The organism is Burkholderia sp. RF7-non_BP4 (genome assembly GCF_001521935.1).
GTDB classification, from domain to species: Bacteria; Pseudomonadota; Gammaproteobacteria; order Burkholderiales; family Burkholderiaceae; genus Burkholderia; species Burkholderia diffusa.
Window position 1 is genome coordinate 302,978 of record NZ_LOTA01000053.1, and the last position, 26,632, is coordinate 329,609.

25 protein-coding genes and 1 pseudogene are annotated in these 26,632 nt (G+C 67.9%); 5 read left to right on the forward strand and 21 right to left on the reverse strand.

Annotated features, from left to right (window positions below; translation table 11 throughout):
• Positions 1-60: 60 nt before the first annotated feature.
• Complete coding sequence (locus tag WS49_RS19650; RefSeq protein WP_059532142.1) at positions 61-1,359, reverse strand: MFS transporter; 1,299 nt, start codon at positions 1,357-1,359, stop codon at positions 61-63.
• Positions 1,360-1,546: 187 nt separating this feature from the next.
• A complete protein-coding gene (locus WS49_RS19655) occupies positions 1,547-2,320 on the reverse strand; it encodes a putative hydro-lyase (protein WP_059466092.1) in 774 nt (257 codons plus the stop codon).
• Positions 2,321-2,522: 202 nt separating this feature from the next.
• On the opposite strand from WS49_RS19655, the gene WS49_RS19660 reads away from it, so the two are divergent.
• Positions 2,523-3,455 (forward strand): LysR family transcriptional regulator, encoded by a 933-nt coding sequence (locus WS49_RS19660; RefSeq protein ID WP_044847290.1) that lies wholly within the window; start codon positions 2,523-2,525, stop codon positions 3,453-3,455.
• Positions 3,456-3,517: 62 nt separating this feature from the next.
• Here WS49_RS19660 and WS49_RS19665 read toward each other — a convergent pair whose 3' ends face one another.
• The 6 genes and pseudogenes from WS49_RS19665 to WS49_RS19685 form a co-directional block, all read right to left on the reverse strand.
• Positions 3,518-3,844: an antibiotic biosynthesis monooxygenase family protein gene (locus tag WS49_RS19665; protein WP_059532144.1), complete on the reverse strand. Its 327-nt coding sequence runs from the start codon at positions 3,842-3,844 to the stop codon at positions 3,518-3,520.
• A gap of 102 nt (positions 3,845-3,946) precedes the next feature.
• Entirely contained in the window at positions 3,947-4,756 is an 810-nt protein-coding gene (locus tag WS49_RS19670) for a MetQ/NlpA family lipoprotein (RefSeq protein WP_059532147.1), read from the reverse strand.
• The gene (locus WS49_RS19675; protein WP_059532150.1) at positions 4,753-5,802 is read right to left on the reverse strand and encodes a formylglycine-generating enzyme family protein; all 1,050 of its coding nucleotides are present in this window, start codon (positions 5,800-5,802) and stop codon (positions 4,753-4,755) included. Before WS49_RS19675 ends, WS49_RS19670 begins: the two co-directional genes overlap by 4 nt.
• Positions 5,803-5,812: 10 nt before the next feature.
• Positions 5,813-7,768 carry an arylsulfatase gene (locus WS49_RS19680; protein WP_059532153.1) on the reverse strand — a complete coding sequence of 652 codons (1,956 nt, stop codon included), beginning with the start codon at positions 7,766-7,768 and terminating at the stop codon, positions 5,813-5,815.
• 143 nt (positions 7,769-7,911) lie between these two features.
• A pseudogene (locus tag WS49_RS33875) lies at positions 7,912-8,025 on the reverse strand (SDR family oxidoreductase); the annotation flags it as partial.
• Between the two features lie 2 nt (positions 8,026-8,027).
• Positions 8,028-8,999 carry a LysR family transcriptional regulator gene (locus WS49_RS19685; RefSeq protein WP_059532156.1) on the reverse strand — a complete coding sequence of 324 codons (972 nt, stop codon included), beginning with the start codon at positions 8,997-8,999 and terminating at the stop codon, positions 8,028-8,030.
• Between the two features lie 127 nt (positions 9,000-9,126).
• On the opposite strand from WS49_RS19685, the gene WS49_RS19690 reads away from it, so the two are divergent.
• The 3 genes from WS49_RS19690 (at position 9,127) to groL (ending at position 12,329) form a co-directional block, all read left to right on the forward strand.
• Positions 9,127-10,146 (forward strand): zinc-dependent alcohol dehydrogenase family protein, encoded by a 1,020-nt coding sequence (locus WS49_RS19690; protein ID WP_059532159.1) that lies wholly within the window; start codon positions 9,127-9,129, stop codon positions 10,144-10,146.
• Positions 10,147-10,385: 239 nt separating this feature from the next.
• On the forward strand, positions 10,386-10,676 hold the full coding sequence (locus WS49_RS19695; protein ID WP_059532162.1) for a co-chaperone GroES: 291 nt from the start codon (positions 10,386-10,388) through the stop codon (positions 10,674-10,676).
• Between the two features lie 12 nt (positions 10,677-10,688).
• On the forward strand, positions 10,689-12,329 hold the full coding sequence (gene groL / locus WS49_RS19700; RefSeq protein WP_059532166.1) for a chaperonin GroEL: 1,641 nt from the start codon (positions 10,689-10,691) through the stop codon (positions 12,327-12,329).
• Between the two features lie 111 nt (positions 12,330-12,440).
• On the opposite strand, the gene WS49_RS19705 is transcribed toward groL, so the two are convergent.
• Positions 12,441-13,592: a porin gene (locus tag WS49_RS19705; RefSeq protein WP_059532168.1), complete on the reverse strand. Its 1,152-nt coding sequence runs from the start codon at positions 13,590-13,592 to the stop codon at positions 12,441-12,443.
• 227 nt (positions 13,593-13,819) lie between these two features.
• Between WS49_RS19705 and WS49_RS19710 the strand changes: the two genes are divergently transcribed.
• Complete coding sequence (locus WS49_RS19710) at positions 13,820-14,434, forward strand: LysE family translocator (protein WP_059532170.1); 615 nt, start codon at positions 13,820-13,822, stop codon at positions 14,432-14,434.
• Between the two features lie 91 nt (positions 14,435-14,525).
• On the opposite strand, the gene WS49_RS19715 is transcribed toward WS49_RS19710, so the two are convergent.
• The 12 genes from WS49_RS19715 to WS49_RS19770 form a co-directional block, all read right to left on the reverse strand.
• Positions 14,526-16,538: a family 2A encapsulin nanocompartment cargo protein cysteine desulfurase gene (locus tag WS49_RS19715; protein ID WP_059532172.1), complete on the reverse strand. Its 2,013-nt coding sequence runs from the start codon at positions 16,536-16,538 to the stop codon at positions 14,526-14,528.
• Positions 16,513-17,445, reverse strand: a complete 933-nt coding sequence (locus WS49_RS19720) for a family 2A encapsulin nanocompartment shell protein (RefSeq protein WP_034205507.1) — start codon at positions 17,443-17,445, stop codon at positions 16,513-16,515. Before WS49_RS19720 ends, WS49_RS19715 begins: the two co-directional genes overlap by 26 nt.
• A gap of 135 nt (positions 17,446-17,580) precedes the next feature.
• On the reverse strand, positions 17,581-17,802 hold the full coding sequence (locus WS49_RS19725; protein ID WP_006761984.1) for a helix-turn-helix domain-containing protein: 222 nt from the start codon (positions 17,800-17,802) through the stop codon (positions 17,581-17,583).
• The gene (gene epsC / locus WS49_RS19730) at positions 17,799-18,758 is read right to left on the reverse strand and encodes a serine O-acetyltransferase EpsC (RefSeq protein ID WP_059449205.1); all 960 of its coding nucleotides are present in this window, start codon (positions 18,756-18,758) and stop codon (positions 17,799-17,801) included. Before epsC ends, WS49_RS19725 begins: the two co-directional genes overlap by 4 nt.
• Before the next feature lie 28 nt (positions 18,759-18,786).
• Positions 18,787-19,257 (reverse strand): rhodanese-like domain-containing protein, encoded by a 471-nt coding sequence (locus WS49_RS19735; RefSeq protein ID WP_059532174.1) that lies wholly within the window; start codon positions 19,255-19,257, stop codon positions 18,787-18,789.
• Positions 19,258-19,697: 440 nt separating this feature from the next.
• Positions 19,698-21,101, reverse strand: a complete 1,404-nt coding sequence (locus WS49_RS19740; RefSeq protein ID WP_059532177.1) for an amidase family protein — start codon at positions 21,099-21,101, stop codon at positions 19,698-19,700.
• 72 nt (positions 21,102-21,173) lie between these two features.
• On the reverse strand, positions 21,174-21,965 hold the full coding sequence (locus WS49_RS19745) for an alpha/beta fold hydrolase (RefSeq protein WP_059532428.1): 792 nt from the start codon (positions 21,963-21,965) through the stop codon (positions 21,174-21,176).
• A gap of 82 nt (positions 21,966-22,047) precedes the next feature.
• Positions 22,048-22,407: a DUF4148 domain-containing protein gene (locus WS49_RS19750; protein WP_059532180.1), complete on the reverse strand. Its 360-nt coding sequence runs from the start codon at positions 22,405-22,407 to the stop codon at positions 22,048-22,050.
• A gap of 285 nt (positions 22,408-22,692) precedes the next feature.
• Positions 22,693-23,229, reverse strand: a complete 537-nt coding sequence (locus WS49_RS19755; RefSeq protein WP_059532183.1) for a cytochrome P460 family protein — start codon at positions 23,227-23,229, stop codon at positions 22,693-22,695.
• Positions 23,229-24,272: an alpha/beta fold hydrolase gene (locus WS49_RS19760; protein ID WP_059532186.1), complete on the reverse strand. Its 1,044-nt coding sequence runs from the start codon at positions 24,270-24,272 to the stop codon at positions 23,229-23,231. Before WS49_RS19760 ends, WS49_RS19755 begins: the two co-directional genes overlap by 1 nt.
• 289 nt (positions 24,273-24,561) lie before the next feature.
• Positions 24,562-25,839, reverse strand: a complete 1,278-nt coding sequence (locus WS49_RS19765) for an epoxide hydrolase family protein (protein ID WP_059532189.1) — start codon at positions 25,837-25,839, stop codon at positions 24,562-24,564.
• Positions 25,840-26,011: 172 nt separating this feature from the next.
• Positions 26,012-26,602 (reverse strand): pyridoxamine 5'-phosphate oxidase family protein, encoded by a 591-nt coding sequence (locus WS49_RS19770; protein WP_059532192.1) that lies wholly within the window; start codon positions 26,600-26,602, stop codon positions 26,012-26,014.
• Between the last annotated feature and the right edge of the window lie 30 nt (positions 26,603-26,632).

Sequence of the window (26,632 nt, forward strand, 5' to 3'; positions counted from 1 at the left end):
GCGCCGCGTGAGGGCTTCGATGAAAGGGGAGCGGTAAAAAGGCGGCGGGCGGATGCACGCTCAGGCGGCGTCGAGTTCGCGGCCGCGCGTTTCGGGCAGCGTCAGCGCGGCGACGATCACCACGCCGTACGCGGCGACCGCGAAGATGCCGATGCTCATGCCGAGCCCGTACTGCTTCGACAGCGCGCCGATCAGGAACGGAAACAGTGCGCCGATCGCGCGGCCGACGTTGTAGCAGAAGCCTTGCCCCGAGCCGCGCACGCGGGTCGGGAACAGTTCGGTGAGGAACGCGCCCATCCCGGAGAAGATGCCCGACGCGAAGAAACCGAGCGGGAAACCGAGCCACAGCATCGACGCGTTGGTCAGGTTCAGCGACGTGTACGAAAATGCGATCACCATCGAGCCGAGCGCGAACAGGATGAAGTTCGGCTTGCGGCCGAGGCGGTCGGTCAGGTATGCGCTCGTCAGGTAGCCAACCCACGAGCCGAAGATGATCATCGCGAGATAGCCGCCGGTGCCCATTACGGTCAGGTGCCGCTCGGTCTTCAGGAACGTCGGCAGCCAGGTCGTGATCGCGTAGTAGCCGCCTTGCGCGCCGGTCGTCAGCAGCGCCGCGCGCAGCGTCGTCGACAGCAGCTTCGGCGCGAAGATTTCGGTGAGACGCGGCGCGTCGGCCACCTTCGCCTGCGAGGCCTTCTCCTTCTCGTAGACGTCGGGCTCCTTCACGTAGCGGCGGATCACGACCACCAGCAGCGCGGGCGCGAGGCCGACGAGGAACAGCGCGCGCCATGCCTGCTCGGCCGGCAGCACCGAGAACAGCAGCGCATACAGCAGCGCCGACAGCCCCCAGCCGATCGCCCAGCCCGACTGCACGAGGCCGACGGCCTTGCCGCGATCGCGCGCGCGGATCACTTCGCCGATCAGCACCGCGCCGGCCGTCCATTCGCCGCCGAAGCCGAAGCCCATCAGCGCGCGCGCCGCGAGCAGCTGGTGGTAGTTCTGCGCGAGCCCGCACAGCGCGGTGAACACCGCGAACCACAGCACGGTCAGTTGCAGCGTGCGCACGCGGCCGATCCGGTCGGACAGGATCCCGGCGATCCAGCCGCCGAGCGCCGACGCGAGCAGCGTCATCGTGCCGATGAAGCCGGCGTCCGCGAGCGAGATGCCCCAGGTCGCGACGAGCGTCGGGATCACGAACGACAGCATCTGCGTGTCCATCCCGTCGAGCATGTAGCCGACCTTGCAGCTCCAGAACGCGCGGCGCTCGCGCGGTTGCGCGTCCGCATACCATCCGAACAGGCCGTTGCGCGCGGGGCCCGCGGGGTCGGCGGCGGGCGCCGCGAGGGTCTTGCTTTCCATGGTGAAGCTCCTGTCGAAATGTGCGGTCGAAACCGTGCGTGTGGTGTGTGGTGCGTAGTGCGTCGTGCTCGCGATCGTCGGGCCGCGGCTGCGCGCCGCCCTCCGGGCGGGCGGATCGTCTGCGGCGGCGGCGCGCCGCCGCGTCGGGGCCGGATCAGCGACCGCGCGGGCCGCCGCTCCGACCGGGTCAGAACACGGCCAGCGACGCGTTCGTGATGTCGGTCATCAGCATGTAGCCGGGCGTATGCGCGATCGCGAGCGGCAGCTTCGCTTCCATCAGCGCGGTTTGCGGCGTCACGCCGCACGCCCAGAACACCGGCAGCTCGTCGTCGCGCACCGTCACGGCGTCGCCGAAATCGGGGGCGCCGAGATCGGCGATGCCGAGTTCACGCGGATGGCCGATATGGACCGGCGCGCCATGCACGCCCGGAAACCGGCTCGTGATCTGCACCGCGCGGATCGCGTCGGCGCCGCGCAGCGGCCGCATCGACACGACCAGTTGCCCGCCGAAGATCCCCGCGCGGCGATTCGGAATCGACGTGCGATACATCGGCACGTTGCGACCCTCCTCGATGTGGCGCAGCCCGATCCCTTCACGCGCCAGCATGTCCTCGAACGAGAACGAGCAGCCGATCGCGAATACGACGAAATCGTCGCGCCACAGCGCCTCGAGCGATTCGACCCGCTCGGTCAGGCGGCCGTCGCGGTATACGTTGTAGCTCGGCACGTCGGTGCGGATGTCGAGATCCTCGCCGAGCACGTCGAGCCGGAACGCGCCCGGTTCGCCGACGCCCAGCAGCGGGCACGCCTTCGGATTCGCCTGGCAGAAGCGCAGGAAATCGTGCGCGTACGCGTTCGGCAGGATCGCGAGGTTCGCTTGCGCGAACGGGCCGCACTGGCCGGCCGTCGGGCTGCGGAACGCGCCGTTGCGTACGGACTGGCGGAATTCGGAAGGTGTCATGATGGTCGTTGGCGGATCGGTCTGTCGTTGGATGACGGTTGCGTCAGCGGATACGGCGAAGAATAGAAAAGAAAAAATTTTGTCGCCAACGAGTTTTTTTGCGCCGTGTGTATAGAATTCCTTAACGGATCTCGGGGTTTTCCCCGGTCCCGTTCATTTTTTCAGCGGGGCAAGCTGCGCGCCCAACGACTTGCCGACCGCCATGAACACGCGTTTCCTCGAAACCTTCGTCACGCTCGCGAAGCTGCGCAACTTCCGCACGACGGCCGCCGCGCTGCACGCGACGCCGGCCGCGATCTCGCAGCGCCTGAAGGCGCTCGAGGATGAATTGCAGACCGTGCTCGTCGATCGCGACAGCCGCGAGTTCCGGCTCACGCCGAACGGCGAATATCTGCTCGGCTATGCGAAGGCCGTCGTCGAGGCGACGCACGAACTGCAGGCCGCCGCAGCCGGCGAAAGCGCGCTGCGCGGCAAGCTGCGGCTCGGCGTGATCGAGACGGTCGTGCACAGCTGGCTGCCGCATTACCTGCGGCGCCTCGCCGCCGACTATCCGCAACTGGAGATCGACCTGACCGTCGACGTCAGCGTCGTGCTGCAGCGCCGGCTGATGGCCGGCGAGCTTGATCTGATCATTCGCGTGGAGGGCAGCGACGAGGCATCGGTCGTCTGCGACGCGCTCGCGAACTATCCGGTGCGCTGGATCGCGCGTGCCGGGCTGCTCCCGACCGCGCGCACGGGGCTGGCGCGGCAGGTGCTGCGCCAGCCGATCCTGACTTACGGGCGCGGCACCGCGCCCCACCGTGCGCTCGAGGACATCGTGCGCACGCTCGCGCACGCGCATGGCGTGCCGCTGTCGGAGACGCGCATCACCGGCTCGCCGTCGATCTCGGTGATCGTGCAGCTCGTGCGCGACGGCTTCGGCGTGGCGGCGATTCCGGTGCTGTTCGTCGATGCGTTGATCGCCAGCGGCGAGGTCGTCGAGCTACCGCTGCAGCCGTCGCCGCCGTCGATCGTCGTGTCGATGTCGCGGCGGGCGGATGCGCCGAAGTTCGTGCACGGCGCGTCGATCGCGGCGCGGGCTGCGTGTCACGAGTATTGCGAGAAGAGCAACCGGTTGCTGGTCGAGGCGCTTTGAGGTGGTGTGGGAATGCCGGGCGGATCACGCACGGCGCCTGAAGCGCCCGTTCGGCGATCGGCTTACGCCGGCTGCCCCGCACGCGGCTGCGCGAGCTTGCCGTCGCCATACTCGCGCAACACCTGCGAGATCACCACGCGATAGCCGTCCAGCCAGCGCGCCTGCTTCGCCTTCGCTTCCAGATGCGCGGGATGCCGAATCAACTGCTGCAGCGCCGCCTCCGATTCCCAGTAGTAAACGTTCTGGATCAGCCCCGCCTCGGTGTTCTCCCACGTCTCCTCGCCGAGGTAGCCGGGCGTCGCGCGCGCCATGTCGGCGATCTGGCGGTCGAGCCGGTGAAACTCGTCGTCGAATTGCCCTGCGCGGAAAATGAAGGTCGAGGCGTACATGCGCGCTCCATCGGAGACGGTTGAAAGAGCGGCAAGTGTAAGGCACGCGGCGCGCGCCGTTGCAGCAGCGTCCGCACGCATTGCACGCGAGACGATAGTCGTCTACCACGGCCGTCGCACCGAGTCCTGGTAGCGCGTCAGGATGAAATGTGCGACGTCGTCCGAGTGATACGCGGCGACGAGTTGAGCGACCCACGGCTTCGTGCGGTCGGCGTCGCGCACGGTCAGCACGTTCGCATACGGCGAGCGTGCATCCTCGAGATTGATGCTGTCGCGCGCCGGCTGCAGCCCCGCGCGCGCGGCGTCCTCGCTGTCCATCGCGACGAACGCGGCCGAGTCGAGCGCCGCATGCAGCCGGTCACGGTGCAGGGCCACGAATTTCAGCGCAAGCCGGTTGCCCGTCACGTCGCGCAGCGTCGCATGCAGGCCGGCCTTTTCGCGCAGCGTCACGAGCGTGTCGTTCTGCAGCAGCACGAGCGCACGTGTCATTCCGCGCGGATCGGCCGGGATCGCGACCGTCGCACCGCGTTGCAAATCATTCAGACTCCTTAGCTTGCGCGAATAGAGCGCCATCGGCAACGTGACGGTCGGCGCGACAGCGGTCAGTGCATAGCCTTTCGCCGTGCGCGTCGAGGCAAGGCGCTGCGCGTCCTCGAAGCTCGCCGCATCGATCTTGCCGTCCGCGAGCGCGGAATCGATGCGCGACGCGTCGTCGAATTCGACGACGTCGACACCCAGCCCGCGCCTGGCCGCGACGCGTTTCACCTCGTCGAGGATGTCCGCGTGCACGCCGCGCGTCACGCCGACGCGGATCGTCGACGTGACGGTTTCGGCCGCAACAATCCAGCCCGAATGGGCGACACCGCATACAACGATCAGCGACGCGGCAACGCGATACATCACCCGCTTCATGACGCATCCCTCAGAATCGTGCGGAACCCGATATGCGATGCACCGAGATCCGCTTCCTGCTGTTCGCGCGACGACGCGCGATAGCGCACGCAGTAATCGCGCGAGCACAGGAACGAGCCACCCTTGATCACCATCGGCGTGTCGTGCCGGCGCGTCGGCGGTGCGACAGCCGCCGTGTCGCCGTTCGTGTGCGACTGATGCGGGCCCGTGTATGCGTCCTTGGTCCATTCCCATGCGTTGCCGATCATGTCGTACAGGCGGAAGCCGTTCGCCGCGTAGCAGCCGACCGGCGCCAGCCCCGCGTGGCCGTCCTCGGCCGTATCGAGCACCGGGAACGCGCCCTGCCAGTAGTTCGCGGTCGGCTTGCCCTGCGCGTCGCGCGGCGCCGCGTCGAGCGATGCGTCGTCGCGACCGGCCTTGCCCGCGTATTCCCATTCGGCTTCGGTCGGCAGGTCGCGCCCGAGCCAGCGCGCATACGCGAGCGCGTCGCGCTGCGTGACGAGCGTGACGGGCAGGTTGCCGAGCCCGTCGACGCTGCTGCCGGGGCCGCGCGGCTGCCGCCACGATGCGCCCTTCACCCACGTCCACCACGCAAGATCACGCGCGTTCAACTCGTCGCGCGTCGGCACATGAAACACCGCCGCGCCGCCTTGCTGCTCGGCCTCGGTCACGTAACCGGTCGCCTGCACGAACGCGGCGAACTGCGCGATCGTCACGTCGGTCTGGTCGATCCAGAATCCGCCGACACGGGTCTTGCCGTCACCGGCCGGACGCTCGTCCGCATAGCCGCGCGTGCTGCCGAACACGAACGCGCCGCCGCTCAGGTGCACCATCCCGGCCTTCGGGTCGTCGCGCCACTTCGCCGGCAACCCCGAGTAGCGCTCGCACTGCCGTTCCGAGCCGAGCGGCGCGAGCGTGCGGCCGCGATTCGCGTCGTCGAAGGCGCCGCCGGGTAACGCCGACGGGCTCGCATAGCCGACGGCGAACGCAGCCGCGAACAGCGTGGCCGCGAGCGCCGCGGCGAGTGTCCGGAAGCGGAACTGCATCGTGCCGTCCTCAGTAGTAGCCGCGCGGACGCAGCGGTTCCACCCCGCCGACGTTGCTCATGTAGGTCTTCCATTGGTCGACGAGCGTGCCGATCACCGACGGGTTTTGCGCGGACACGTCAGTCGTCTCGCCGCGGTCCGCCGCGAGGTCGTACAGCTGCCAGTGACCATCGAGCGGCCCGAGCGGCGGCTCGGTCCACAACGCCTTCCAGCGGCCGTCGGCGCTGCGCAGGTACGCTCGGCCGTACGCTTCGTCGCCGAACGGCGTCGTATGCACTTCGCCCGTCGCCGAGCCGGTGAGCACCGGCAGCAGCGACTGCCCCGTCACCGGATAGACGTAGCGGTTGTTGTAGACGACCTTGCCCTTGTTCTGATCGACGCCCGTCAACGTGTTCACGAGCGGCGGCGCCGGCTGCGACGGCGGCGTGACGCCCGCGACCGCGAGGAACGTCGCCGTGTTGTCGGTCACGTGCGTGAACGCACGCAGCGTCGGCAACTGCCGCGTCTGCCCCGGCAGCCGCACGATCGTCGGCGTCGACACGCCGCCTTCGGCCGAATAGCCCTTCGTGAGCCGGAACGGCGTCGCGCTCACTTCGGCCCAGCGCAGCCCGTATTGCAGCCGTTGCGCGTTCTGCTTGCCGTTGTCGGTGCCGAGCGTCGAATAGACCGGGTCCTGCCCGTTCGCGGTGTCGGTCGCCGTCGGGTCCGCGCCGGAGTCGATCGGCCAGCCTTCCGCGCCGTTGTCCGACTGGAACATGATGAACGTGTTGTCGTATTCGCCGATATCCTTCAAGTGCTGGATCAAGAGGCCGATGTTGTAGTCGAGGTTCTCGACCATCCCCGCATAGATCTCCATGTAGCGCGCCTGCGCACGGCGCTCGGCCGGGCTCAGGCTCGACCACAGCTTGTCGACCTTGCCGGTGCCGTAGTCGCTGTAGCCGTCGGCGGCCGAATGCACGGCGCTGATGTACTTCGCCTTCGCGGTGCCGTTGTTCGCCGTGGCCGGCGATGCCGACGTCGTTTCCGGAAGGCCGTCAAATGGCTTGAAGTCGGTCGGGATCAGGCCGAGCGCCTTCTGTCGCGCGATCCGCGCGTTGCGGATCGCGTCGTAGCCGGCGTCGTATACGCCCGCATATTTGTGCAGCCACGGGTCCGGCACCTGCAGCGGCCAGTGCGGCGACGTGTAGGCCGCGTACGCGAAGAACGGCTTGCCGTCCCGCTTGTTCGAATCGATGTACGAGATCAGCTTCTGCGTATAGAAGTCGGTCGAATAGAACACGGCCGGATTGCCGCCCGCGCCGCCCGGTTGTCCGGGCTGGCCCGGCTGCACGTAGCTGCCGTCCTCCGTGTAGTTCGACGAGCCGGCCGGTTCGTGCGCGAAGTGGTTCGTCGCCGCGCCGGCGAGCAGCACGTAGCTGCGCTCGAAGCCCCACTGGTCCGGTGTCTGTCCGCTGCCCGTCGCACTGCCGACGACCCCCGAACCGATGTGCCACTTGCCCGCGATATAAGTGTGATAGCCGGCGTCCTTCAGCAGTTGTGCGAACGATAGCGCGCGATCGTTCAGGTAGCCCTCGTAGCCCGGCAACCCGCGCCGCTCGTCGGTCGGCACGCCCATCGTGCCTTCGCCGACGAGGTGGTGATCGGTTCCGGAAATCAGCATCGCGCGCGTGATCGCGCATACGGTGCCCGTGTGGTGGTTCGACAGGATGCGGCCCGACGCGACGAGCGCGTCGAGGTTCGGTGTACTGATCTCGCCGCCGAATGCGTGAATGTCGGAATAGCCGAGATCGTCGGCCATGATGTACAGGATGTTCGGGCGTTTCGCGGCCTGCGGTGGTGTCGCGGCGGACTGCGACGGCGCATCGCTGTCGACGCCCCCGCACGACGCGAGCGACAACGCGCCGGCAATCGCGGCGCAGACGACACGGAAACGGAAGGCATGCAACGGCGACGCGGACTTTTTCATTTTGTCGAACGCTCGATTACGGATCGGCGATCTTAGCGGCGCCCGCGCGGCGCCCAAAGTCGGATTCGTCACATGCTAACGGGAAGGGGGAATATGCACGCCGGTCCTTGTTTTACGGCTCGCGTCGCAATGCTTGCGTTGCATCAGCCGCGTCCGCCGAGGCTGCCGCCGCCGTCCACCGCGAGCACCTGCCCCATGACGACCGCCGCATCGTCGAACAGCAGGAACGCGATGGCGGCGGCCATGTCGTGCGGCGTGGCTACGTAACGTGAACGCTGCGCGGCGGCACGCGCTCGCCGTCCGCGTCGTCCGCGTCGTCCGCGTCGTCCGACGCCAGCATGCGCGGAATCTCGTCAACGAGCGCATCGACGACGACGCGCACCTTCATCGGCACGTTGCGCGACGCCGGGCGCACCGCGAACACTTCGGCGCCCGACACGCTGTCGCTGTCCATCACGAGCGTGAGGCGGCCATCGCGCACGTACGGCGCCATCAGCCAGCACGGCAGCCACGCGAGGCCCGCGCCGGCTGCCGCCGCGTCGGCGATCGCCTGCAGGTCGTCGAATCGCAGGCGGCCGGCCGGGCGATGGTCGTGCACCGCGCCGTCCGCGCCGATGATCCGCCACGGCGTCGGCTGCCCGCCGCGCGAATACGCGATGCCGACGTGCGACGCGAGCTCGTCGGATCCCGTCGGCCGGCCATGACGTTCGAGATACGCCGGCGATGCGCAAATGCCCATCCTCTGTACGCCAAGCCGCCGCCCGACGAGCGTGCTCGTATCCGCAAGCTCGCCGATGCGCACCGCGATGTCGAAGCCGTCGTTGACCAGGTCGGCCAGGCGATCGCTGAACGACACGTCGATTTCAAGCCGCGGATGACGCTCGACGAGGCGCCGCACGACGGGCGCCACGCATTGCCGGCCGAACAGCACGGGCACGCTGATCCGCACGCGCCCGGTCGGCTCGCGCCGGCCCGCGTCGAGCGCGGCCTCCGTCTCGCCGAGTTCGGCCAGCAACCGCCGGCACTGCTCGTAATAGACGAGCCCTTCGTCGGTCAGGCCGAGCTGGCGCGTCGTGCGCTGCAAGAGCCGCGCGCCGAGCCGCTGTTCGAGCCGCGCGACGATCTTCGCCACGGCCGAGCGCGTCATGCCGAGGCGCAGCGCCGCCGCCGCGAAGCTGCCCGACTCCACGACGTCGACGAATTCGACGATGCCTCTCAATCGCTCGTCCATGCAGTTCCGCTCCGATGGAATGACAGGTTTGCGTCCGTGCCGGCGACAATCGTTGGCCGAATTCTCGCCAATGTGTCCCGTTGCGCAACACTATGATAGTCCGGTCCATCTCGAAAAAGGAGCCGACATGCACGCATGGCAAATCAAACCGGGGGACGGCATTGCCGGGCTCCGGCGCATCGATGCGACGCTTCGCCCGGTCGGGCCGACCGACGTCGTCGTGAAAATCCACTCGGCAGGACTGAACTACCGCGACCTGATGTTCGCGCGCGGCGACTATCTCGGCATCGGCAAGGACGCGCTGATTCCTGTCGCCGACGGCGCCGGCGAAGTCGTCGAAACCGGCCGCGACGTCACGCGGTTCAAGCCGGGCGATCGCGTGATCAACACGTATTTCCCGCACTGGATCGACGGGCCGCCCACGCCGCAGAAAGTCTCGGGGTCGCCCGGCTCGCATTTCGACGGCGTGCTCGCCGAACGCTTCGTCTCCGACGAAACCGCGCTCGTCGGGATTCCTGCGCATCTCGACTACGACGAAGCGGCAACGCTGTCGTGCGCGGGCATCACCGCGTGGAATGCGCTGTTCGTCGACGGCGGGCTGAGACCGGGCGCGACGGTCGTGCTGCTCGGCACGGGCGGTGTATCGATCATCGCGCTGCAGCTTGCGCATGCGGCCGGACTGCGCACGATCGTGACCTCGTCGAGCGATGCCAAGCTCGAACGCGCCCGCGCACTCGGTGCGGACGCAACGATCAACTACCGCACGACGCCCGAATGGCAGCATGAAGTGCTGCGGCTCACCGACGGTGCGGGCGCGGACCTCGTCATCGAAGTCGGCGGACGCGATACGCTCGCGCGCTCGGTCGCCGCGACGAAGCTGGGCGGCATCGTATCGGTCATCGGCGGCCTCAGCAGCTTCGGCGGCCCCGAACTCGGGCTGCTGTCGCTGATCGGCGGCATTCGGAAACTGCATGGCCTCATGGTCGGCAGCCGCGCGATGCTCGACGACGTCGTGCGGCTCGTCGATGCGAAACGGATCAAGCCGGTGGTCGATCGCGTGTTCGGTTTCGACGAGGCGCCGCAAGCGTATGCATACCTGCAGTCGGGCCAGCATTTCGGCAAGGTCGTGATTCGCGTCGCGTCGTAACGGATGAAGGCGGCGCACGCCGCCGTCTCCTCGCTGCCGTCTCTACATCGCACTCTTCCGCGCCGGTACCCGCATCCGCGTACCGCACTCCTCCGCGTCGTCGACGCTCCCATAGCGCATCCACGCAAATACATTTCGGAATCCGTTATTGGATCGCGCCGTCCCGCGTTTTTATACTCGTCAGCACTCTCCATCAAAGAGTGCCAGCCAATTTCGACGTAACAGAACAGGACGGACAGATGAGCCTACGCCCCTTGCACGACCGGGTCATCGTGAAGCGACTCGACCAGGAAACCACCACCGCCTCGGGCATCGTGATCCCCGACAGCGCCGCGGAAAAGCCCGACCAGGGCGAAGTGATCGCCGTCGGCCCCGGCCGCAAGGACGCGGACGGCCAGCGCATCGTGCCCGACCTGCAGGTCGGCGAACGCGTGCTGTTCGGCAAGTACGCAGGCCAGGCCGTCAAGGTGGACGGCAACGAATTCCTCGTACTGCGCGAGGAAGACATCGTCGCGGTCGTCAGTCAATAACGGAGTGCAATCATGGCAGCGAAGGAAATCATTTTCAGCGACGTCGCCCGTGCGAAGCTGACCGAAGGCGTCAACATCCTCGCCAATGCGGTGAAGGTCACGCTCGGGCCGAAAGGCCGCAACGTCGTGCTCGAACGCAGCTTCGGCGCACCCGTCGTCACGAAGGACGGCGTGTCGGTCGCAAAGGAAATCGAACTCGCGGACAAGCTGCAGAACGTCGGCGCGCAGCTCGTGAAGGAAGTCGCGTCGCGCACCAGCGACGCGGCCGGCGACGGCACGACGACGGCCACCGTGCTCGCGCAGGCGATCGTGCGCGAAGGCCAGAAATACGTCGCGGCCGGGCTCAATCCGCTCGACCTGAAGCGTGGGATCGACAAGGCGGTGGCATCGGCCGTCGACGAGCTGAAGAAGATCAGCAAGCCGACCACCACCAGCAAGGAAATCGCGCAGGTCGCGACGATCTCCGCGAACGGCGAGGAATCGATCGGCCAGCGCATCGCCGAGGCGATCGACCGTGTCGGCAAGGAAGGCGTGATCACCGTGGAGGACGGCAAGTCGCTCGCCGACGAGCTCGACGTCGTCGAAGGATTGCAGTTCGATCGCGGCTACCTGTCGCCGTATTTCATCAACAACGCCGACAAGCAGATCGCCGAAATCGAGAACCCGTACATCCTGCTGCACGACAAGAAGATCTCGAACATCCGCGACCTGCTGCCGGTGCTCGAACAGGTCGCGAAGTCGGGCCGGCCGCTGCTGATCATCGCGGAAGACGTCGAAGGCGAAGCGCTCGCGACGCTGGTCGTGAACAACATCCGCGGCATCCTGAAGACGGTCGCGGTCAAGGCGCCGGGCTTCGGAGATCGTCGCAAGGCGCTGCTGGAAGACATCGCGATCCTGACCGGCGGCCAGGTCGTCGCCGAGGAGACGGGCCTCACGCTCGAGAAGGCGACGCTCGCCGAGCTCGGCCAGGCGAAGCGCATCGAGGTCGGCAAGGAAAACACGACCGTGATCGACGGCGCGGGCGATGCGAAGAACATCGAGGCGCGCGTGAGGCAGATCCGCGTGCAGATCGAGGAAGCGACCTCCGACTACGACCGTGAAAAGCTGCAGGAACGCGTGGCCAAGCTCGCGGGCGGCGTCGCGGTGATCAAGGTCGGCGGCGCGACCGAGATCGAGGTGAAGGAGAAGAAGGATCGTGTCGACGATGCGCTGCACGCGACGCGCGCGGCTGTCGAGGAAGGCATCGTGCCGGGCGGCGGCGTCGCGCTGATTCGCGTGCGGCAGGCGATCCGCGCACTCAAGGGCGCGAACGCCGACCAGGACGCGGGCATCAAGATCGTGCTGCGCGCGCTCGAGGAACCGCTGCGCCAGATCGTCACGAACGCGGGCGAGGAAGCGAGCGTGGTCGTCGCGAAAGTCGCGGAGGGCTCGGGCAACTTCGGCTACAACGCGCAGACCGGTGAATACGGCGACCTCGTCGAATCGGGCGTGCTCGATCCGACCAAGGTCACGCGCACCGCGCTGCAGAACGCGGCGTCGGTCGCGGGGCTGTTGCTGACGACCGATGCGACCGTGTTCGAAGCGCCGAAGGATGCGGCGCCGACTGCGGTGCCGGGTGGTCCGGGCGCAGGCGGTCCGGGGTTCGATTTCTGACGCCGGCAAGCGCGCACGCCCAAGCCGGGCGACCGCGCGCTTCGATCCACGACGCGTGGCGGCACCGGTCGCCACGCGTTTTTTCGTACGCGTCCGCCCCGCGCGCCGTCGTCAGAACATCTGGCGCAGGCCGATCGCGGCCCCGACGTTGTTGGTCCTGCCGATCTGGTCGACCTTGCCGGTGAGCCGGTTGGTGGCGCCCGGGTAGTCGGCCCCGAACGCGCCGTTGCCGCGTGCGAAATCGACCGTGCCGTATACCTCCGTGTGCTTCGACAGCGCATATTCGGCCAGCATGGTCGCCGAGTAATTGATCCCGGAGCCGAGCGTGCCGTCGAGCCGCTCCGCGTTGCGCGCGTGGCCGTAATAGCCGGCCACCGTGATCAGCAGCGGCGCGGTGGCCTGCCAGTTCGCACCGACGTAGAACGTATCGTCGATACGATTCGGGCTGCCGCCGGCGAGCGTGGGCGCACCGGCCTGCTGCATGTTGAAGTCCGTCGTGCCCGTCTTGTCCTGACCGTGCAGCCAGCCGGCCAGCAGGCGCACGGTCGGCGTGACCTGATATGCGCCGCTCACGTGCAGGAAGTTCACCTTCGCGCCGTTGACCGCACTGCCGTTCACGGACGACACCGAGGTCTGCTGGTAGCCGGCGTTGATCGACGCGGGTCCTTGCGCATAGGTCAGCTCGACACCGTACGTGCTGTCGAGGCCCATCGCGCCGGCATGATTGCCGAGCCCGTAGATCGCATCGATGCTGAAGCCGTTGTACGAGAACTTGTACTTCACCGAGTTCGGCACGGTCAGGTAATTGCCGATGCCGTTGTACGCCCAGCTGTCCTGCCAGTAGTCGCCGACGGTCATCGGATCGAACACGTCGCCCATCGTGTCGTACAGCGGGGCGTACTGGTTGCCGAAGGTCAGCGAGCCGTACCGGTCGCTCGACAGGCCGACGTATGCCTGCCGGCTGAACAGCGTGTTCGCGACGTGCAGCTTGCCGTCGCCGAGCTCGAAGCCGTTCTCGAGACGAAAGATCGCCGACAGGCCGCCGCCGAGGTCCTCGCTGCCGCGCAAGCCCCAACGGCTGTGCGTTTCGGGGCCGACCGTCATTCCGATCAGGTCCTTGCCGTCGGGGCCGGCGTTCGTCTGATAACGGATCGCCGTATCGACGAGGCCATACAACGTGACGGAACTCTGCGCAAATGCGGACGACGCCGCTGTCAAGACGAATACCGCGCCGACACCACCGGATACGACGATGCGTTTCATGAAAGGCCTCCCTGAGCGATTGATTTTGTAAGCAGTCCGACAGCATTCGTGTCGGCTTGCCGGTATAGCGCTCGGGAGAATAATCGGTCATATTCGCGGCACCTATTGCTGCTTCCGGATTGGACCTTTCCAATACGCTCAACAATCGCGGAAGCAGCCGTGCGGCGACCGGTAAGTCGCGCCCGCGGTAAGATGAACGCCCCTTCCGTCGCTTTGCCGCCCAAGCCATGTCGACCACCCTCGCCACCCTTTTGCCGCTCGCCGGCGTCCTGTTCCTGAGCGTGGCCAGCCCGGGCCCGAACTTCGTGATCGTCACGTCGACCGCGGTCGCGCAACGCCGCGCCGGCGTGATGACCGGGCTCGGCCTCGCCGCCGCATCGGGCACCTGGGCGGCGATCGCGATCGCCGGCCTCAGCCTGCTCGTGACCCACGTCGCCTGGGTGCACACCGCGCTGCGGCTCGCCGGCGCCACGTACCTGATCTGGCTCGGCCTGAAAATGGTGCTGACCGCGCGCAAGCCGCCCGCGGTTTCCGCGCCGGCCGCGTCCTCCGACTGGCATGCCGCGAAGAAGGGCTACGTGGTCAGCATGACGAACCCGAAATCCGTCGCGTTCTACGGCAGTATCTTCGCGTTGATGGTGCCGGCCCATGCGCCTGCGTGGCTCGATCTCGCGGTCGTCGTGTTGTCGATCGGAATTTCGGGCGCGTGGTACTGCACCATGGCGCTGCTCGCGTCGCACCCGTCGGTGCGCCGGCTGCTGATCCGGCGCAAGGCCGTGCTCGACACGACGGCCGGGCTGCTGCTGATGGGGCTCGGCGGGCGGATGCTGGCCGGGCGCTGAGCGCCGTCACGCGCCGGCATCGCCACAAAAAAGCCGCTTGCGACACCCCGTTGCCGGGAGTCGCAAGCGGCCTTTTCGCATGCCGCGTGTCTCAGCGCCGCGCCGCCAGCCTTCTCACGACGCTCACGAGCGCGTCGACTTCATCGCACGTGTTGTAGAACGCGAGCGACGGCCGTACCGTCGCCTCGAGCCCGAAGCGTCGCAGGATCGGCTGCGCGCAATGATGGCCGGAGCGCACCGCAATGCCCTCTTCGTTCAGCGCCTGCCCGACCTCCTCGGTCTCATAGCCCTTCAGCACGAACGACAGCACGCTCGCCTTGTCGCGCGCGGTGCCCACGAGCCGCACGCCCGGCACCGGCGCGAGCACGCTCGTCGCATACGCGAGCAGGTCGTGCTCGTAGCGCGCGATGTTCTCGATGCCCACGCGGCTCACGTAGTCGAGCGCGGCCCCCAGCCCCACCGCGTCCGCGATGTTGCCGGTGCCGGCTTCGAACCGGTTCGGCGGCGGCTGGAATACCGTGCGCTCGAACGTCACGTCCGCGATCATGTTGCCGCCGCCCTGCCACGGCGGCATGTCGTCGAGGATCGCGCGCTTGCCGTACACGACGCCGATGCCGGTCGGACCGTAGATCTTGTGTCCGGAGAACACGAAGAAATCCGCATCCAGCGCCTGCACGTCGACGCGCATGTGCGAGATCGACTGCGCACCGTCGACGAGCGCCTTCGCGCCCGCGCGATGCGCGAGCTCGACGATCTCCTTCACCGGCACGACCGTGCCGAGCGCATTCGACACCTGCGTGACGGACACGATCTTCGTGCGGTCGTTGAGCAGCTTCCGGTATTCGTCGAGCAGCACCTGCCCCGAATCGTCGACCGGAATCACGCGCAGCTTCGCGCCCTTGAGCGCCGCGAGCTGCTGCCACGGCACGATGTTCGCGTGATGCTCGAGATGCGACACGACGATCTCGTCGCCTTCGCCGACGTTCTGCACGCCCCATGTCTTCGCGATCAGGTTGATCGCCTCGGTGGTGCCGCGCACGAACACGATCTCGTCCGGCGAAGCGGCGCCGATGAAGCGCCGCACGGTGTCCCGCGCATGCTCGTATGCATCCGTCGCGCGGCCCGCCAGTGCATGCGCGGCGCGGTGGATGTTCGAGTTTTCGTGCGCATAGAAATAGGCAAGACGATCGATCACGGCCTGCGGCTTGTGCGTCGTCGCGGCATTGTCGAACCAGACCAGCTGCTTGCCGTTCACGCGTTCCTGCAGGATCGGGAAATCGCGGCGGATCGCGTTCACGTCGAACGGCGGGTGCGCGCCGCGATGCAGGTTGCCCTGCGGCTCGGCGGCATGCGCATCGTCGATGAAGTAACGCGGCACGTCCGCGCCCGATGCACGCGACACCGGCACGTCGCGCTGCACGGCGAGCAGGTCACGCAGCGCATCGTCGCCCGGCAGGCCGAACGCTTCCGGCGAGGCGAGGCCGTTCGACGGCACGACGATGTCCTGCGGCGTCGCCTGCCAGCCCTGCAGCGAGCCGTCGGTGAAGTAATACGGCGACGCGGCCGGCGCAGCCTTCACCGCGCCCTCCGATACCGCCGCATTCGCCTGCGGCACGCCGAGCGCCGCGCCGCCGACGCGCGGTTCGAACGCGGGCGCGATCGACACCGCGTTGTCGGGCAGCCCGTTCTGCGCGGCCGCATGCGGCGCGAGCGCGGGCACGCGATTGCCGAGCGACAGCACGTGCGTCGGCGCGGACGGCGCGAGGTTCGCGCCGGGCGCCTTGCCTTGCGGCAGCGCGAAGCCCGGCACGCCGGTGCCCGTGCCGCCCGGCCCCGCGAGCGGCGAGCCGCCCGGCGCGGGATTGCTCGCCGACGCGAGGATCGGCGCGGCCGCCGGCAACGCCGACGGCACACCGCCGACCGCCCCGCTGCCCGCCGACAGCCCGGGCGCGGTGGCCTGCCCGGGCGGCGTCGCGAAGAACTCGGACGCGAGCCGCGCGAGCGCCGCCGGGTCGGGCAGGCCGGCCGGCAGCGGCGCGTGCGGCAACGCGAGCGCGTCGCTGCCGGCCGAGCCGGGATTAACGGTAGGTGTCGGGATAGTCATGGTACTTGGCGATTTCGACGTCATCGAGGACAGCCAGCGCATCCGGCGAATGGACCGCGAGCGAGCAGTACAGCGAGATCAGGTACGACGCGATCGCCTGGTTGTTGATCCCCATGAAGCGCACCGACAGGCCCGGCCCCTGCTCGCCTGCGACGCCCGGCTGATAGAGGCCGACGACACCCTGGCGCTTGTCGCCGACGCGCAGCAGCAGGATCTTGGTCTTGCCGTCCGCGACGGGCACCTTGTCCGACGGGATCAGCGGAATGCCGCGCCACGTGAGGAACTGCGAGCCGAACAGGCTGACCGTCGGCGGCGGCACGCCTCGCCGCGTGCATTCGCGGCCGAACGCGGCGATCGCGAGCGGGTGCGTGAGGAAGAACGCCGGTTCCTTCCATACCTTGGTCAGCAGTTCGTCGAGGTCGTCCGGCGTCGGCGCGCCCGTCAGCGGGAAAATCCGCTGTTCGTCGGTCACGTTCGCGAGCAGCCCGTAGTCCGGGTTGTTGATCAGCTGGCTTTCCTGCAGCTCCTTGATCGTCTCGATCGTCAGGCGCAGCTGTTCCTTGATCTGGTCATGAGGACTGCTGTAGAGATCGGAGATCCGCGTATGCACGTCGAGCACCGTGCTCACCGCGTTCAGGAAATACTCGCGCGGCTGTTCCTCGTACGGCACGAAAGTCTGCGGCAGCACGCTTTCGTCCTCGAGCTGCGTGCACGCGGCGCGCACGGCTTCCGGGTTCTTCACCTGGTTCAGGCGATAGATGCCGGCCTCGACCGGCACCCACTGCAGCAGATGGGTCAGCCAGCGCGGCGTAATCGTGGAAAGCTGCGGGACGGTCTTGGTAGCGTTCGCTAGTTGGCGGGCGGCGTGATCGCTCAGCGCGGCCGTGCCGCTTGCAACGGTCGACATGTGTGGCTCCGGGTTCTTAAGATGAAAAACGGGATTGCTTATGACGCTTGGTGATTATCGGAAGCACGCACCTGCCGGCTCAACATGCTATAGCCGTCACACGGCACAACCGAACGGGAAGGGAGGCGGGATGCGTCAGGTGACGTACACGCCGGGCAGCAGCGTCGAGATCGACACCTCGAACGCGCGCGCGATCTTGTCGGCGGTGACGATCGATGCAATGGCCTCGCCGCGCTCGATCTCGCCGACGTACGAACGGTTCAGCCCCGCGTGTTCGGCGAGCTGCTCCTGCGACCACGTACGCGCTTCGCGCAGCTTGCGCACGTTGGCCCCGAAGTGCTGGATCAGGTCGCTCATGTCGTCACCTGCGCGTCGGATACCGGCTCGGCCGGCTCGATTCGCGCGTGCGGCGCGGCATTCGCCTCGCTGCGCAGCACGGCCTGCGTGATGTTCGCGCCCGCCGGCACGTCCTGCGTGAGCCACACGTTGCCGCCGATCACCGCGCCGCGGCCGATCGTCACGCGGCCGAGGATCGTTGCGCCCGCATAGATCACGACGTCGTCCTCGACGATCGGATGACGCGCGAGCCCTTTCTCCAGATGGCCGGCCGCATCGCGCGGGAAGCGCTTCGCGCCGAGCGTGACGGCCTGATACACGCGCACGCGCTCGCCGATGATCGCGGTCTCGCCGATCACGACGCCCGTGCCGTGGTCGATGAAGAAGCCGGCGCCGATCCGGGCGCCCGGATGAATGTCGATGCCGGTTTCCGCATGCGCCTGCTCGGCGATGATGCGCGCGAGCAGCGGCAGCCCGAGCCGGTACAGCTCGTGCGCGAGCCGGTGGTGGATCATCGCGAGGATGCCGGGGTAGCACAGCAGCACTTCGTCGACACTGCCCGCCGCCGGATCGCCATGAAATGCGGCCAGCACGTCGCTGTCGAGCAGCCGACGGATGTCGGGCAGCCGTGCCGCGAAGGCCTGAACGGCGGTGGCGGCCGCCTCGTCGATCTGCGCGTCGGCGTTGCGTTGCCGCGCCGCGTAGCGCAGCTCGAGCGTCACCTGCGCGAGCAGCGCATTCAGCGCCGCGTCGAGCGCGTGGGCCACATGGAGGTTTTCGCTCTCCTGCCGCAGGTCGGGCGGCCCGAGCCGCATCGGGAACAGCACGCCCTTCAGCGCGCCGATGATCTGCGCAAGCGCCTCGCGCGCCGGCAGGTCGCGCCCGCCCGGTTCGAGCGAGCGCCGCTGCTTCTCGCGCCACGCGCGGCGCACGGTCTGGAGCGACTGGACGATGCCGTCGATATCGAATGCGGCCATGCTGACTTCTCCCCGTATCGGCCGTGACTCAGTCCTGCGCCCACGGCAGGCCGCGATGGCGCCAGCCGTTGCGGCCGCCGCGATGCTGCTGTTCGTCGAGGTCGCCCTCGAACCCCTCGAGCACGTTGAATACCTGCGTGAAGCCGCCCTTGGCCGCCGCTTCGGCCGCCTGCGCGGACCGGTTGCCGCTGCGGCAGAGCAACAGCACCACCGCATCCTTGCCGGTCTTCGCCTCGAGTTCGCGCACGAAGCGCGGGTTGCGCGTCAGGCTCGTGCCGGTCGCCCACGGCACGTGCAGCGACTCCGGCACGTGGCCGACGAATTTCCGTTCTTCCGCGGTGCGCACGTCGACCAGCAACGCGTCGCCGACGGAAAACAGCGCCCACGCGACTTCCGGCGCCACGCCACCGGCGTACGGCGTGCCCGCCGATGCGGCCGCCGCGCGGGCGTCTTCGAGCGCCTGCTGGGCGGCGGTTCGTTCTTCCAATGCAAACGTCATCACGCTTCCTTGTTCTCGCAGATTCGTATGATCAAAAACGCCGGGAATGCGGCCGGTGCAGCTTGCCTGCTGTCTATAGCCGTCAGCCCCACTATGCGAGCGCGGTCGGGGAAGCAGAACCAATAAAAATTCATTTCCTAATCAGCGGCGCGTGAAATGCAATAGCAGACGCGCGCTATCGGCGAGGGTTCGTGCGGCTTCGTGCGGAGGATGTGGAGCGATGGCCGTTCGATGTCGTGCATCGAAGGTTCTTGAAAGGATCGGCGACTGCGAGGTCGGGAACGATGCAGCATGCGACGCGCGCCGCGCGTTGTCGTTGTGACGGAATCCGAAATGGAATCGCGCGCCGGGTCGAATGGCGCGCTTCGATGGAACGATGGATCGATGAACGACAGCCGACGGGCGTGGCGCATCGTCGATGCACGCCACCCGTCGCCGCATCAACGTACCGGATCGACCGGCACGATCGGCGCGCCGCGCGCCTCGATGTCGCGCCCCGCGAGCAGACACAGATCCTCGCGATGATGCGTGGCGACCACTTGCACGCCCACCGGCACGTCGTTGACGATCCCGGTCGTCACCGCGAGCCCCGGCAGCCCCATCGCCGGCAGCGCCCGCAGCGTGAGCTGCGCTTCCCAGACGCGCTCGAACCCTTCCGGCCCTTGCCGATCGAGATCGTCGGGAAACGGCAGCTCGGACGACACCGGCAACAACAACACCGCATATTCGTCGAGAAAGAGCCGCCATTGCCGCGTCAGCGTCGTACGCCGCACGAGCGCGCGGCTGATCACGTCGGCCGGCAGATCGCGCACCTTGCCGCGCACGGCGGCGATCACCGCGGCCGCGCCCGGGTCGCCGTCGCTCGCCACCGCGTTCGCCAGCGCATCGAATCCGTCGCCGAGCCAGAGCTGCTCCTGCAACAGCGCGGCCTCGCGCATCGGCGGCGTATCGTCGATTTCGTCGACGGTCCAGCCCGCGTCGACGAGCCGTCGCGCGGCATCGCGCAGCGCGGCCTCGACCTCGGGCACGACCTCCAGACCGCGCGGACGCACGCATAGCGCCGCGCGCTTCGGCACCGCGCGGCCGTCGATCGGCACCGGCACGTACCACGGGTCGCGCGGGTCCGGCGCGGCGAATGCACGCAGCGCCAACGCGAGATCGTCGATCGTGCGTGCGATCGGCCCCGTCGTCGACATCAGTTGCGCGCCGATCGCACGCTCCGGCCCTGACGCATTGAATGCCGGCACGCGCCCGAGCGACGGCCGGATGCCATGCACGCCGCACGCATAGGCCGGATAGCGCACCGAGCCGCCGATGTCGGTGCCGAGCGCGATCGGGCCGATCCCGGCGGCCACGGCAGCCGCCGCGCCGCCGCTCGAACCACCCGGCGTCAGCGAACGGTTGCGCGGATTGTACGTATGGCCGTGCACGAGGTTCGACGTGAACCAGCGCAGCGCGAACGTCGGCGAATTGGTGCGGCCGAGCAGCACGGCGCCGGCCTTTCTCAGGTTCGACACCGACGGGCTGTCGGCGCTCGCGATCAGGTTTTCCTGCAACCGCGTGCCGTTGGTCGTCGCGAACGTCGCGACGTCGACGTTGATCTTCACCGTCACGGGCACGCCGGCGAGCGGGCCCGGATCGTCGCCGCGGGCGATCGCGCGATCGACGTCGTCGGCCTGCCGCCGCACCTCGTCGGGACGATGCTCGACCACCGCATTGATCGCCGGGTTCACCGCTTCGAGGCGCGCCAGTGTGGCATCCGCCACTTCCCGCGCGGAGACTTCACGCTGCCGCACACGCTTCGCAATTTCAGTCGCCGACAGTTGCCAGAGTTGCTGCGTCATGACTTCTCCTCGTGAAAGGACATCACAATCACCGACGGCGCCACGTCATCCGCCACGCGGCGCCGCATTCACTCACTGCGCATCCTGCTTCGCACGTTCCGCGGCCGCGATGATCGCGTCGGCCACGGCCTTCGGCTGGCTCAGCATCGCGACGTGGCTGCCGTTCACGCGCGTGACCGTCGCGCCGATCCGCTTCGCCATCGCCTCCTGCAACTTCGGATCGATCATGCGGTCCTGCGTCGCGACGACGAACGACGACGGCTTCGCATGCCACGCGGCCTGCGCGACCTTCTCCGAAATGCAGCCACCGTACCACGGCCCTTGCGTCGCCGCGACGACGCGCTGCTGCGCGGGCGGCAGATCCGGCGCGAAATCCTGCGCGATCGCCTTGTCCGACAGCGTCGCGAAGCCGCCGCCGTCCTTGCGCAGCTCGCCGGCCCACGACGGTGCCGGCAACCCCTGCGTGGCGTCGGCGATCGACTGGCCGTTGTCCGGCGCGAATGCAGCGACGTAGACGAGCGACTTCACCTTGTCGTCGTTGCCGGCGTCGCTGATCACGACACCCGCCCACGAATGGCCGACCAGCACGACGGGGCCCTTCTGTTCGTCGATCGCGCGCTTCGTCGCGGCCGCGTCGTCGGCGAGCGAGCTCAGCGGGTTCTGCACCGACACCACGTGCAGGCCGCGCGCTTCGAGCAGCGGAATCACGCGGTTCCAGCTCGACCCGTCGGCGAATGCGCCGTGCACCAGCACGACGTTCGTGCCTTTCAGGTCTTCCTTCGGCGCGGCCTGCGCCGCGACCGCACCGAACAGCCCGCCGAGCACCGCCGCGGACACCAGAACCCGTTTCGTCAAACCGATCATCTTCATGCTCCTTTCCGTCGTGTCGTTCATCTGAAGTGTTGCCGATGCGGCCGCGCCCGCGTGCGGCAGGCGCGGCAATGCATCACGAATGTGCGTACAGGTCGTCGGCGTCCGTCCGCGCGTTGCGCGCGGCGCGCTGGTCGGCCGCGGCGTAGCGCGCGGCGGCAGGCGCGGACGCGGCAGCCACGTTGTCGTCCTGCGACTTCGACGGGCCGTTCTGGTCGGAGCGCGCGACCCGCTGCGCGGCGGCCACGGCGTTCTGCGCGGCGGCGATATCGTCCGGGTAACGCGCGTCACTGCCGGCCGGGTTGTAGCCGGCCTTCTCGAGCCGGATGAGGTCGGCGCGCACGTCGGCACGCGTGAGGCCGTGGCCGGTATCGGCGAACGACAATGCGGGGATCGAAGCGAGCACGGCGACTGCGAGGATTCGAGCGGCTTTCATGAGATTTCTCCTTGGCGGAAGTTGGGGGTATCGATCACTCGGCGTCCGTTGCGACCGTCTCGCACCGAACGTTTGCTGCATGTCGACAGTAGAACCCGCTCACGTATCCGGCATGTTTCCGAAACAGGGGCGTTCTGCAATCCGATGTTTCCGCAGCAGTTCCCGATACAGTGCGATACAAATCCGGTAACCCGCACACCGCGCGCCTGCGCCCGCATCCCAACGTGAAAAAAGGCGTGCCTCGCGCGGCACGCCTTTCCGTCAAACCGGTCCCGTCAGCTCACATCAGGGCGCAAGCCGCGTGAACACGAAATCGTGATTCTTCACGCGCGCCTGATGACACGCGAAGCAGGTCTGGTGCTGACCGATATCGGCGGGCACGCCGTTGATGAAGCGCCCGAAACCCCAGCCGCCCGTCGACGCATAACGGCGCGAATCCTTGACCATCACCTGCACGGTCGTCGCCTGGCCGGGCACCGTCGCCGGCGCGAATTCGTCGGACTGCTTGCGTTTGTACGCGAGCTTCACGAGGATCGTGCCGTCCGGAAACGGCAGCGTCGACTGTTCGAGCGCGCGGATCGCGACGGGATTGCCGAGGACCACGCGCAGTTCGTCGAGCGGCGCAGCCTCCTCGGCCGGCGCGACCATTTCCCACTTCCGGTAGCCGGGCGGGATCGTCACGCCGTAGATCGGCGACGCCGCCGGCTTCGGCTGCTCCGCGAACGCGGCCGGACCGCTCGCCAACCACGCGCCCGCCAGCAGCGCGCCCGCGACCAGCGCACGGCGCGCGCCGCGGCGCGATACGATCGTGCCGGCCCGCATCACAGGTGCTCCACTTGCAGGATCGCATCGGCGAATGCCTGCGGCGCTTCCTGCGGCAGGTTGTGGCCGATGCCGCCCGTGATGGTCCGGTGCTGATACTTGCCCGTGAACTTCTTCGCATACGCGGCAGGCTCCGGATGCGGCGCGCCGTTCGCGTCGCCCTCCATCGTGATCGTCGGCACGGTGATGGCCGGGCCGGCGGCGAGCCGCCGCTCGATGTCGTCGTATTGGGCTTCGCCCTGCGCGAGCCCGAGGCGCCAGCGATAGTTGTGGATCACGACGGCCACGTGGTCGGGGTTCTGGAACGATGCGGCGCTGCGCGCGTAGGTCTCGTCGGAGAACTGCCACTTCGGCGACGCGAGCCGCCAGATCAGCTTGTTGAACGCGTCGCGATTCGCCGCGTAGCCGAGCGCGCCGCGCTCGGTCGTGAAGTAGAACTGATACCACCACTGGAATTCCGCCTGCGGCGGCAGCGGCTTGCGGTTCGCCTCCTGGCTGCCGATCAGGTAGCCGCTCACCGAGACCAGCGCCTTCACGCGCTGCGGCCACAGTGCCGCGATGATGTCGGCCGTGCGCGCGCCCCAGTCGTAGCCGCCGAACACCGCGCGATCGATCTTCAGCGCATCCATCAGCGCGACGATGTCGACGGCCGTCACCGCCTGCTGGCCGTTCCGCACGGTGTCGGCCGAGCGGAACGTCGTCGATCCGTAGCCGCGCAGGTACGGCACGATCACGCGATAGCCGGCCGCCGTGAGCAGCGGCGCGACTTCCGCGTAGCTGTAGATGTCGTACGGCCAGCCATGCAGCAGGAACACGACGGGGCCGTTCTTCGGTCCGATATCCGCATACCCGACGTTCAGCACACCGGCGTCGATCTGGTGGATCTTGCCGAGCGAGGCCGCGCCGGCCGTGCGCTTCGGCGTCGACGCATCGGGCGCCGACTGCGCGCGTGCCAGCGAACCGAACCCGAGGTCGGCGAGGCTCAGGCTTGCGAGTGTCGTGCCCAGAATCAGGCGGCGGCGGGTGTTCACGGTATCAGGCATGACGCGTTCTCCATTGTCGATCACTAACGAAGTGGCCCGCGGCACGTGCGGGCGCTCTGGAATCGCTGTTCACGGCGGCGGCGCCTGACATCGCGCCGCCCGTGTGAATCGCTTCACCGGTTTTATATCCGAACCATCCGGATGCTTTGTATCCCAACGTATCCAGGTTCGGGCACGACATACAGCGATTCAAAATTGGCGGCGTAAACGGGCGTTCGCGGTCGGCCGTGCGCAACGCGTCACGCGGGCCGGCATCGCGACCGGCCCGCGTTCTTCCGTCAAGTCCCGCTTACGCGCGACGCAACGGCCGGAACCCGGCACGCACTTCGCGAGCAAACAGTTCCGGCTCCTCCCATGCCGCGAAATGCCCGCCCTTGTCGACTTCGTTGAAGTAGATCAGGTTGTGATAGCTGCGCTCGGCCCAGCTGCGCGGCGCCTGGTAGATCTCGCCGGGGAACACCGTGATCGCCGCCGGCAGCGAGATGTCCACCGCGTTGAAGTTGTTCGAGTGATCCTCCCAGTAGATCTGCGCGGCGGACGTCGCCGTGTCGGTCAGCCAGTACAACGAAATATCGTCGAGAATCTCGTCGCGCGGGATCGAGCGTTCGGGCACGCCGCCGCTGTAGGTCCACTGCGAGATCTTGTCGTACATCCACGCGGCCTGACCCGACGGCGAATCGGCGAGCGCATAGCCGACCGTCTGCGGGCGCGTGACCATCATCGCCGAGTAGCCGCAGTTGTCGCGATAGAACGTCGCGAGCTTCTCGTACGCGGCCTTCTCCTTCGGCGACAGCGACGCCGGTGCCGGCGCGTCGGTCTGGAGCAGCGTCGCGATGTCGGGCGGCACCGTCGCCGGCATGTTCACGTGAATCCCGGCCAGGCCCTGCACGCGCTGCATCGCCATCCGGTGCGAGATCACCGAGCCGCAGTCGCCGCCCTGCGACACGAAGCGCGTATAGCCGAGGCGCGCCATCAGCTCGCCCCATGCGCGCGCGATGTGGTCGGAGCCCCAGCCCGTCTTCGTCGGACGGCCCGAAAAACCGAAACCCGGCAGCGACGGCACGACGACGTGGAACGCATCGTCGGCACTCGCACCGTGTGCGGTCGGATCCGTCAGCGGGCCGATCGCCTTCAGCAGCTCGAAGATCGAACCCGGCCAGCCGTGCGTCATGATCATCGGCATCGCGTTCGCGTGCCGCGAGCGCACGTGGATGAAGTGAATGTCGAGCCCGTCGATTTCGGTGATGAACATCGGGAAACCGTTCAGGCGCGCCTCGCCCTTGCGCCAGTCGTAGTCGGTGCCCCAATAGCGCAGCAGCGCCTGCATGCGCGCGAGCCGCACGCCCTGCGATTCGTCGGCGACGGTCTCGCGGCCCGGCCAGCGCGTCGCGGCAATGCGGCGGCGCAGATCGGCCAGCGCTTCATCGGGGATATGGGCGGTGAACGGACGTATGCCGTCGCCGCCGGTGGCCGCATGCAGCGCGGTGGGCAGCATCGCGGATACGCCGGCGGCCACGGAAGTGGCCAGCAGGTGGCGACGCATCGGGGAAAACTGTGTGGAAGACATCGTTCGGCATCTCCTTTCGTGAAATGGAAAGTGAACATGCCGCGCGGCGGAGCGCGCTTTCGCTTTCATCCGGGCGTGCGCCGGTTGCGCGGCGTTGCCTATTTGAAAGGTCTGACGTATCCCGGATGTGTCTGGTTTGTACGCGTTTGTAGCGGGGGCGCGACCGACGCCGTCAGGGTGCGATCCAGCGCCCCTCGTAGCCGTCGTCGTTCATGTCGAACACCGCGCGACGATGGCCGTCGCGGGCGAGGTCGAGCCAGTCGATGCGCGTCACCGCGACGTGGAGCAGGCAGAAGTTCCGGTAACCGTCGTCGGTGGTCGCCGTGCCCGGGCTTGCGGTGACATGCGCGTCTTTCGGCGATTCGATCGGCGTGCCGGGGCGCAGCGGTGCGCGATACAGCAGCAGCGTATGCGGACGGTTCGATTGCCAGACCGCGCGACGTTGCGCTTCGTCGTCGCAAATCGTCGCAACGCCTTCCGCGCGAATCTGCACGAGCGAATCGAGATCGCTCGCGACGATCGCGATACGCGGATCGCGGCGCAGCTCCACGACCTTCTCCGAGCGCGCATCGGTGTGGAACGACAGCCGACGATCGGCGCGGCTCGCCTGCCGCAGCACGATCGTGCGCACCTTGGGCGCGCCGTCGAGGCCGAGCGTCGCGGCCTGCACCATGGTGAACGGCGAGCGCTGTGCGCCGACGCCGGATTCCAGGCACGACCAGAGGCGGTCGTACGTTTGCGTGAGCGATTCGATGTCGGACATGATGCCCCGGCGATCCTGCGTGGTTCGATC

Bases quoted from the DNA above. Each gene is read 5' to 3' on its own strand.
- WS49_RS19650 (WP_059532142.1), bottom strand. From the start codon at position 1,359: ATGGAAAGCAAGACCCTCGCGGCGCCCGCCGCCGACCCCGCGGGCCCC.
- WS49_RS19655 (WP_059466092.1), bottom strand. From the start codon at position 2,320: ATGACACCTTCCGAATTCCGCCAGTCCGTACGCAACGGCGCGTTCCGC.
- WS49_RS19660 (WP_044847290.1), top strand. From the start codon at position 2,523: ATGAACACGCGTTTCCTCGAAACCTTCGTCACGCTCGCGAAGCTGCGC.
- WS49_RS19665 (WP_059532144.1), bottom strand. From the start codon at position 3,844: ATGTACGCCTCGACCTTCATTTTCCGCGCAGGGCAATTCGACGACGAG.
- WS49_RS19670 (WP_059532147.1), bottom strand. From the start codon at position 4,756: ATGAAGCGGGTGATGTATCGCGTTGCCGCGTCGCTGATCGTTGTATGC.
- WS49_RS19675 (WP_059532150.1), bottom strand. From the start codon at position 5,802: ATGCAGTTCCGCTTCCGGACACTCGCCGCGGCGCTCGCGGCCACGCTG.
- WS49_RS19680 (WP_059532153.1), bottom strand. From the start codon at position 7,768: ATGAAAAAGTCCGCGTCGCCGTTGCATGCCTTCCGTTTCCGTGTCGTC.
- WS49_RS19685 (WP_059532156.1), bottom strand. From the start codon at position 8,999: ATGGACGAGCGATTGAGAGGCATCGTCGAATTCGTCGACGTCGTGGAG.
- WS49_RS19690 (WP_059532159.1), top strand. From the start codon at position 9,127: ATGCACGCATGGCAAATCAAACCGGGGGACGGCATTGCCGGGCTCCGG.
- WS49_RS19695 (WP_059532162.1), top strand. From the start codon at position 10,386: ATGAGCCTACGCCCCTTGCACGACCGGGTCATCGTGAAGCGACTCGAC.
- groL (WP_059532166.1), top strand. From the start codon at position 10,689: ATGGCAGCGAAGGAAATCATTTTCAGCGACGTCGCCCGTGCGAAGCTG.
- WS49_RS19705 (WP_059532168.1), bottom strand. From the start codon at position 13,592: ATGAAACGCATCGTCGTATCCGGTGGTGTCGGCGCGGTATTCGTCTTG.
- WS49_RS19710 (WP_059532170.1), top strand. From the start codon at position 13,820: ATGTCGACCACCCTCGCCACCCTTTTGCCGCTCGCCGGCGTCCTGTTC.
- WS49_RS19715 (WP_059532172.1), bottom strand. From the start codon at position 16,538: ATGACTATCCCGACACCTACCGTTAATCCCGGCTCGGCCGGCAGCGAC.
- WS49_RS19720 (WP_034205507.1), bottom strand. From the start codon at position 17,445: ATGTCGACCGTTGCAAGCGGCACGGCCGCGCTGAGCGATCACGCCGCC.
- WS49_RS19725 (WP_006761984.1), bottom strand. From the start codon at position 17,802: ATGAGCGACCTGATCCAGCACTTCGGGGCCAACGTGCGCAAGCTGCGC.
- epsC (WP_059449205.1), bottom strand. From the start codon at position 18,758: ATGGCCGCATTCGATATCGACGGCATCGTCCAGTCGCTCCAGACCGTG.
- WS49_RS19735 (WP_059532174.1), bottom strand. From the start codon at position 19,257: ATGACGTTTGCATTGGAAGAACGAACCGCCGCCCAGCAGGCGCTCGAA.
- WS49_RS19740 (WP_059532177.1), bottom strand. From the start codon at position 21,101: ATGACGCAGCAACTCTGGCAACTGTCGGCGACTGAAATTGCGAAGCGT.
- WS49_RS19745 (WP_059532428.1), bottom strand. From the start codon at position 21,965: ATGATCGGTTTGACGAAACGGGTTCTGGTGTCCGCGGCGGTGCTCGGC.
- WS49_RS19750 (WP_059532180.1), bottom strand. From the start codon at position 22,407: ATGAAAGCCGCTCGAATCCTCGCAGTCGCCGTGCTCGCTTCGATCCCC.
- WS49_RS19755 (WP_059532183.1), bottom strand. From the start codon at position 23,229: ATGCGGGCCGGCACGATCGTATCGCGCCGCGGCGCGCGCCGTGCGCTG.
- WS49_RS19760 (WP_059532186.1), bottom strand. From the start codon at position 24,272: ATGCCTGATACCGTGAACACCCGCCGCCGCCTGATTCTGGGCACGACA.
- WS49_RS19765 (WP_059532189.1), bottom strand. From the start codon at position 25,839: ATGTCTTCCACACAGTTTTCCCCGATGCGTCGCCACCTGCTGGCCACT.
- WS49_RS19770 (WP_059532192.1), bottom strand. From the start codon at position 26,602: ATGTCCGACATCGAATCGCTCACGCAAACGTACGACCGCCTCTGGTCG.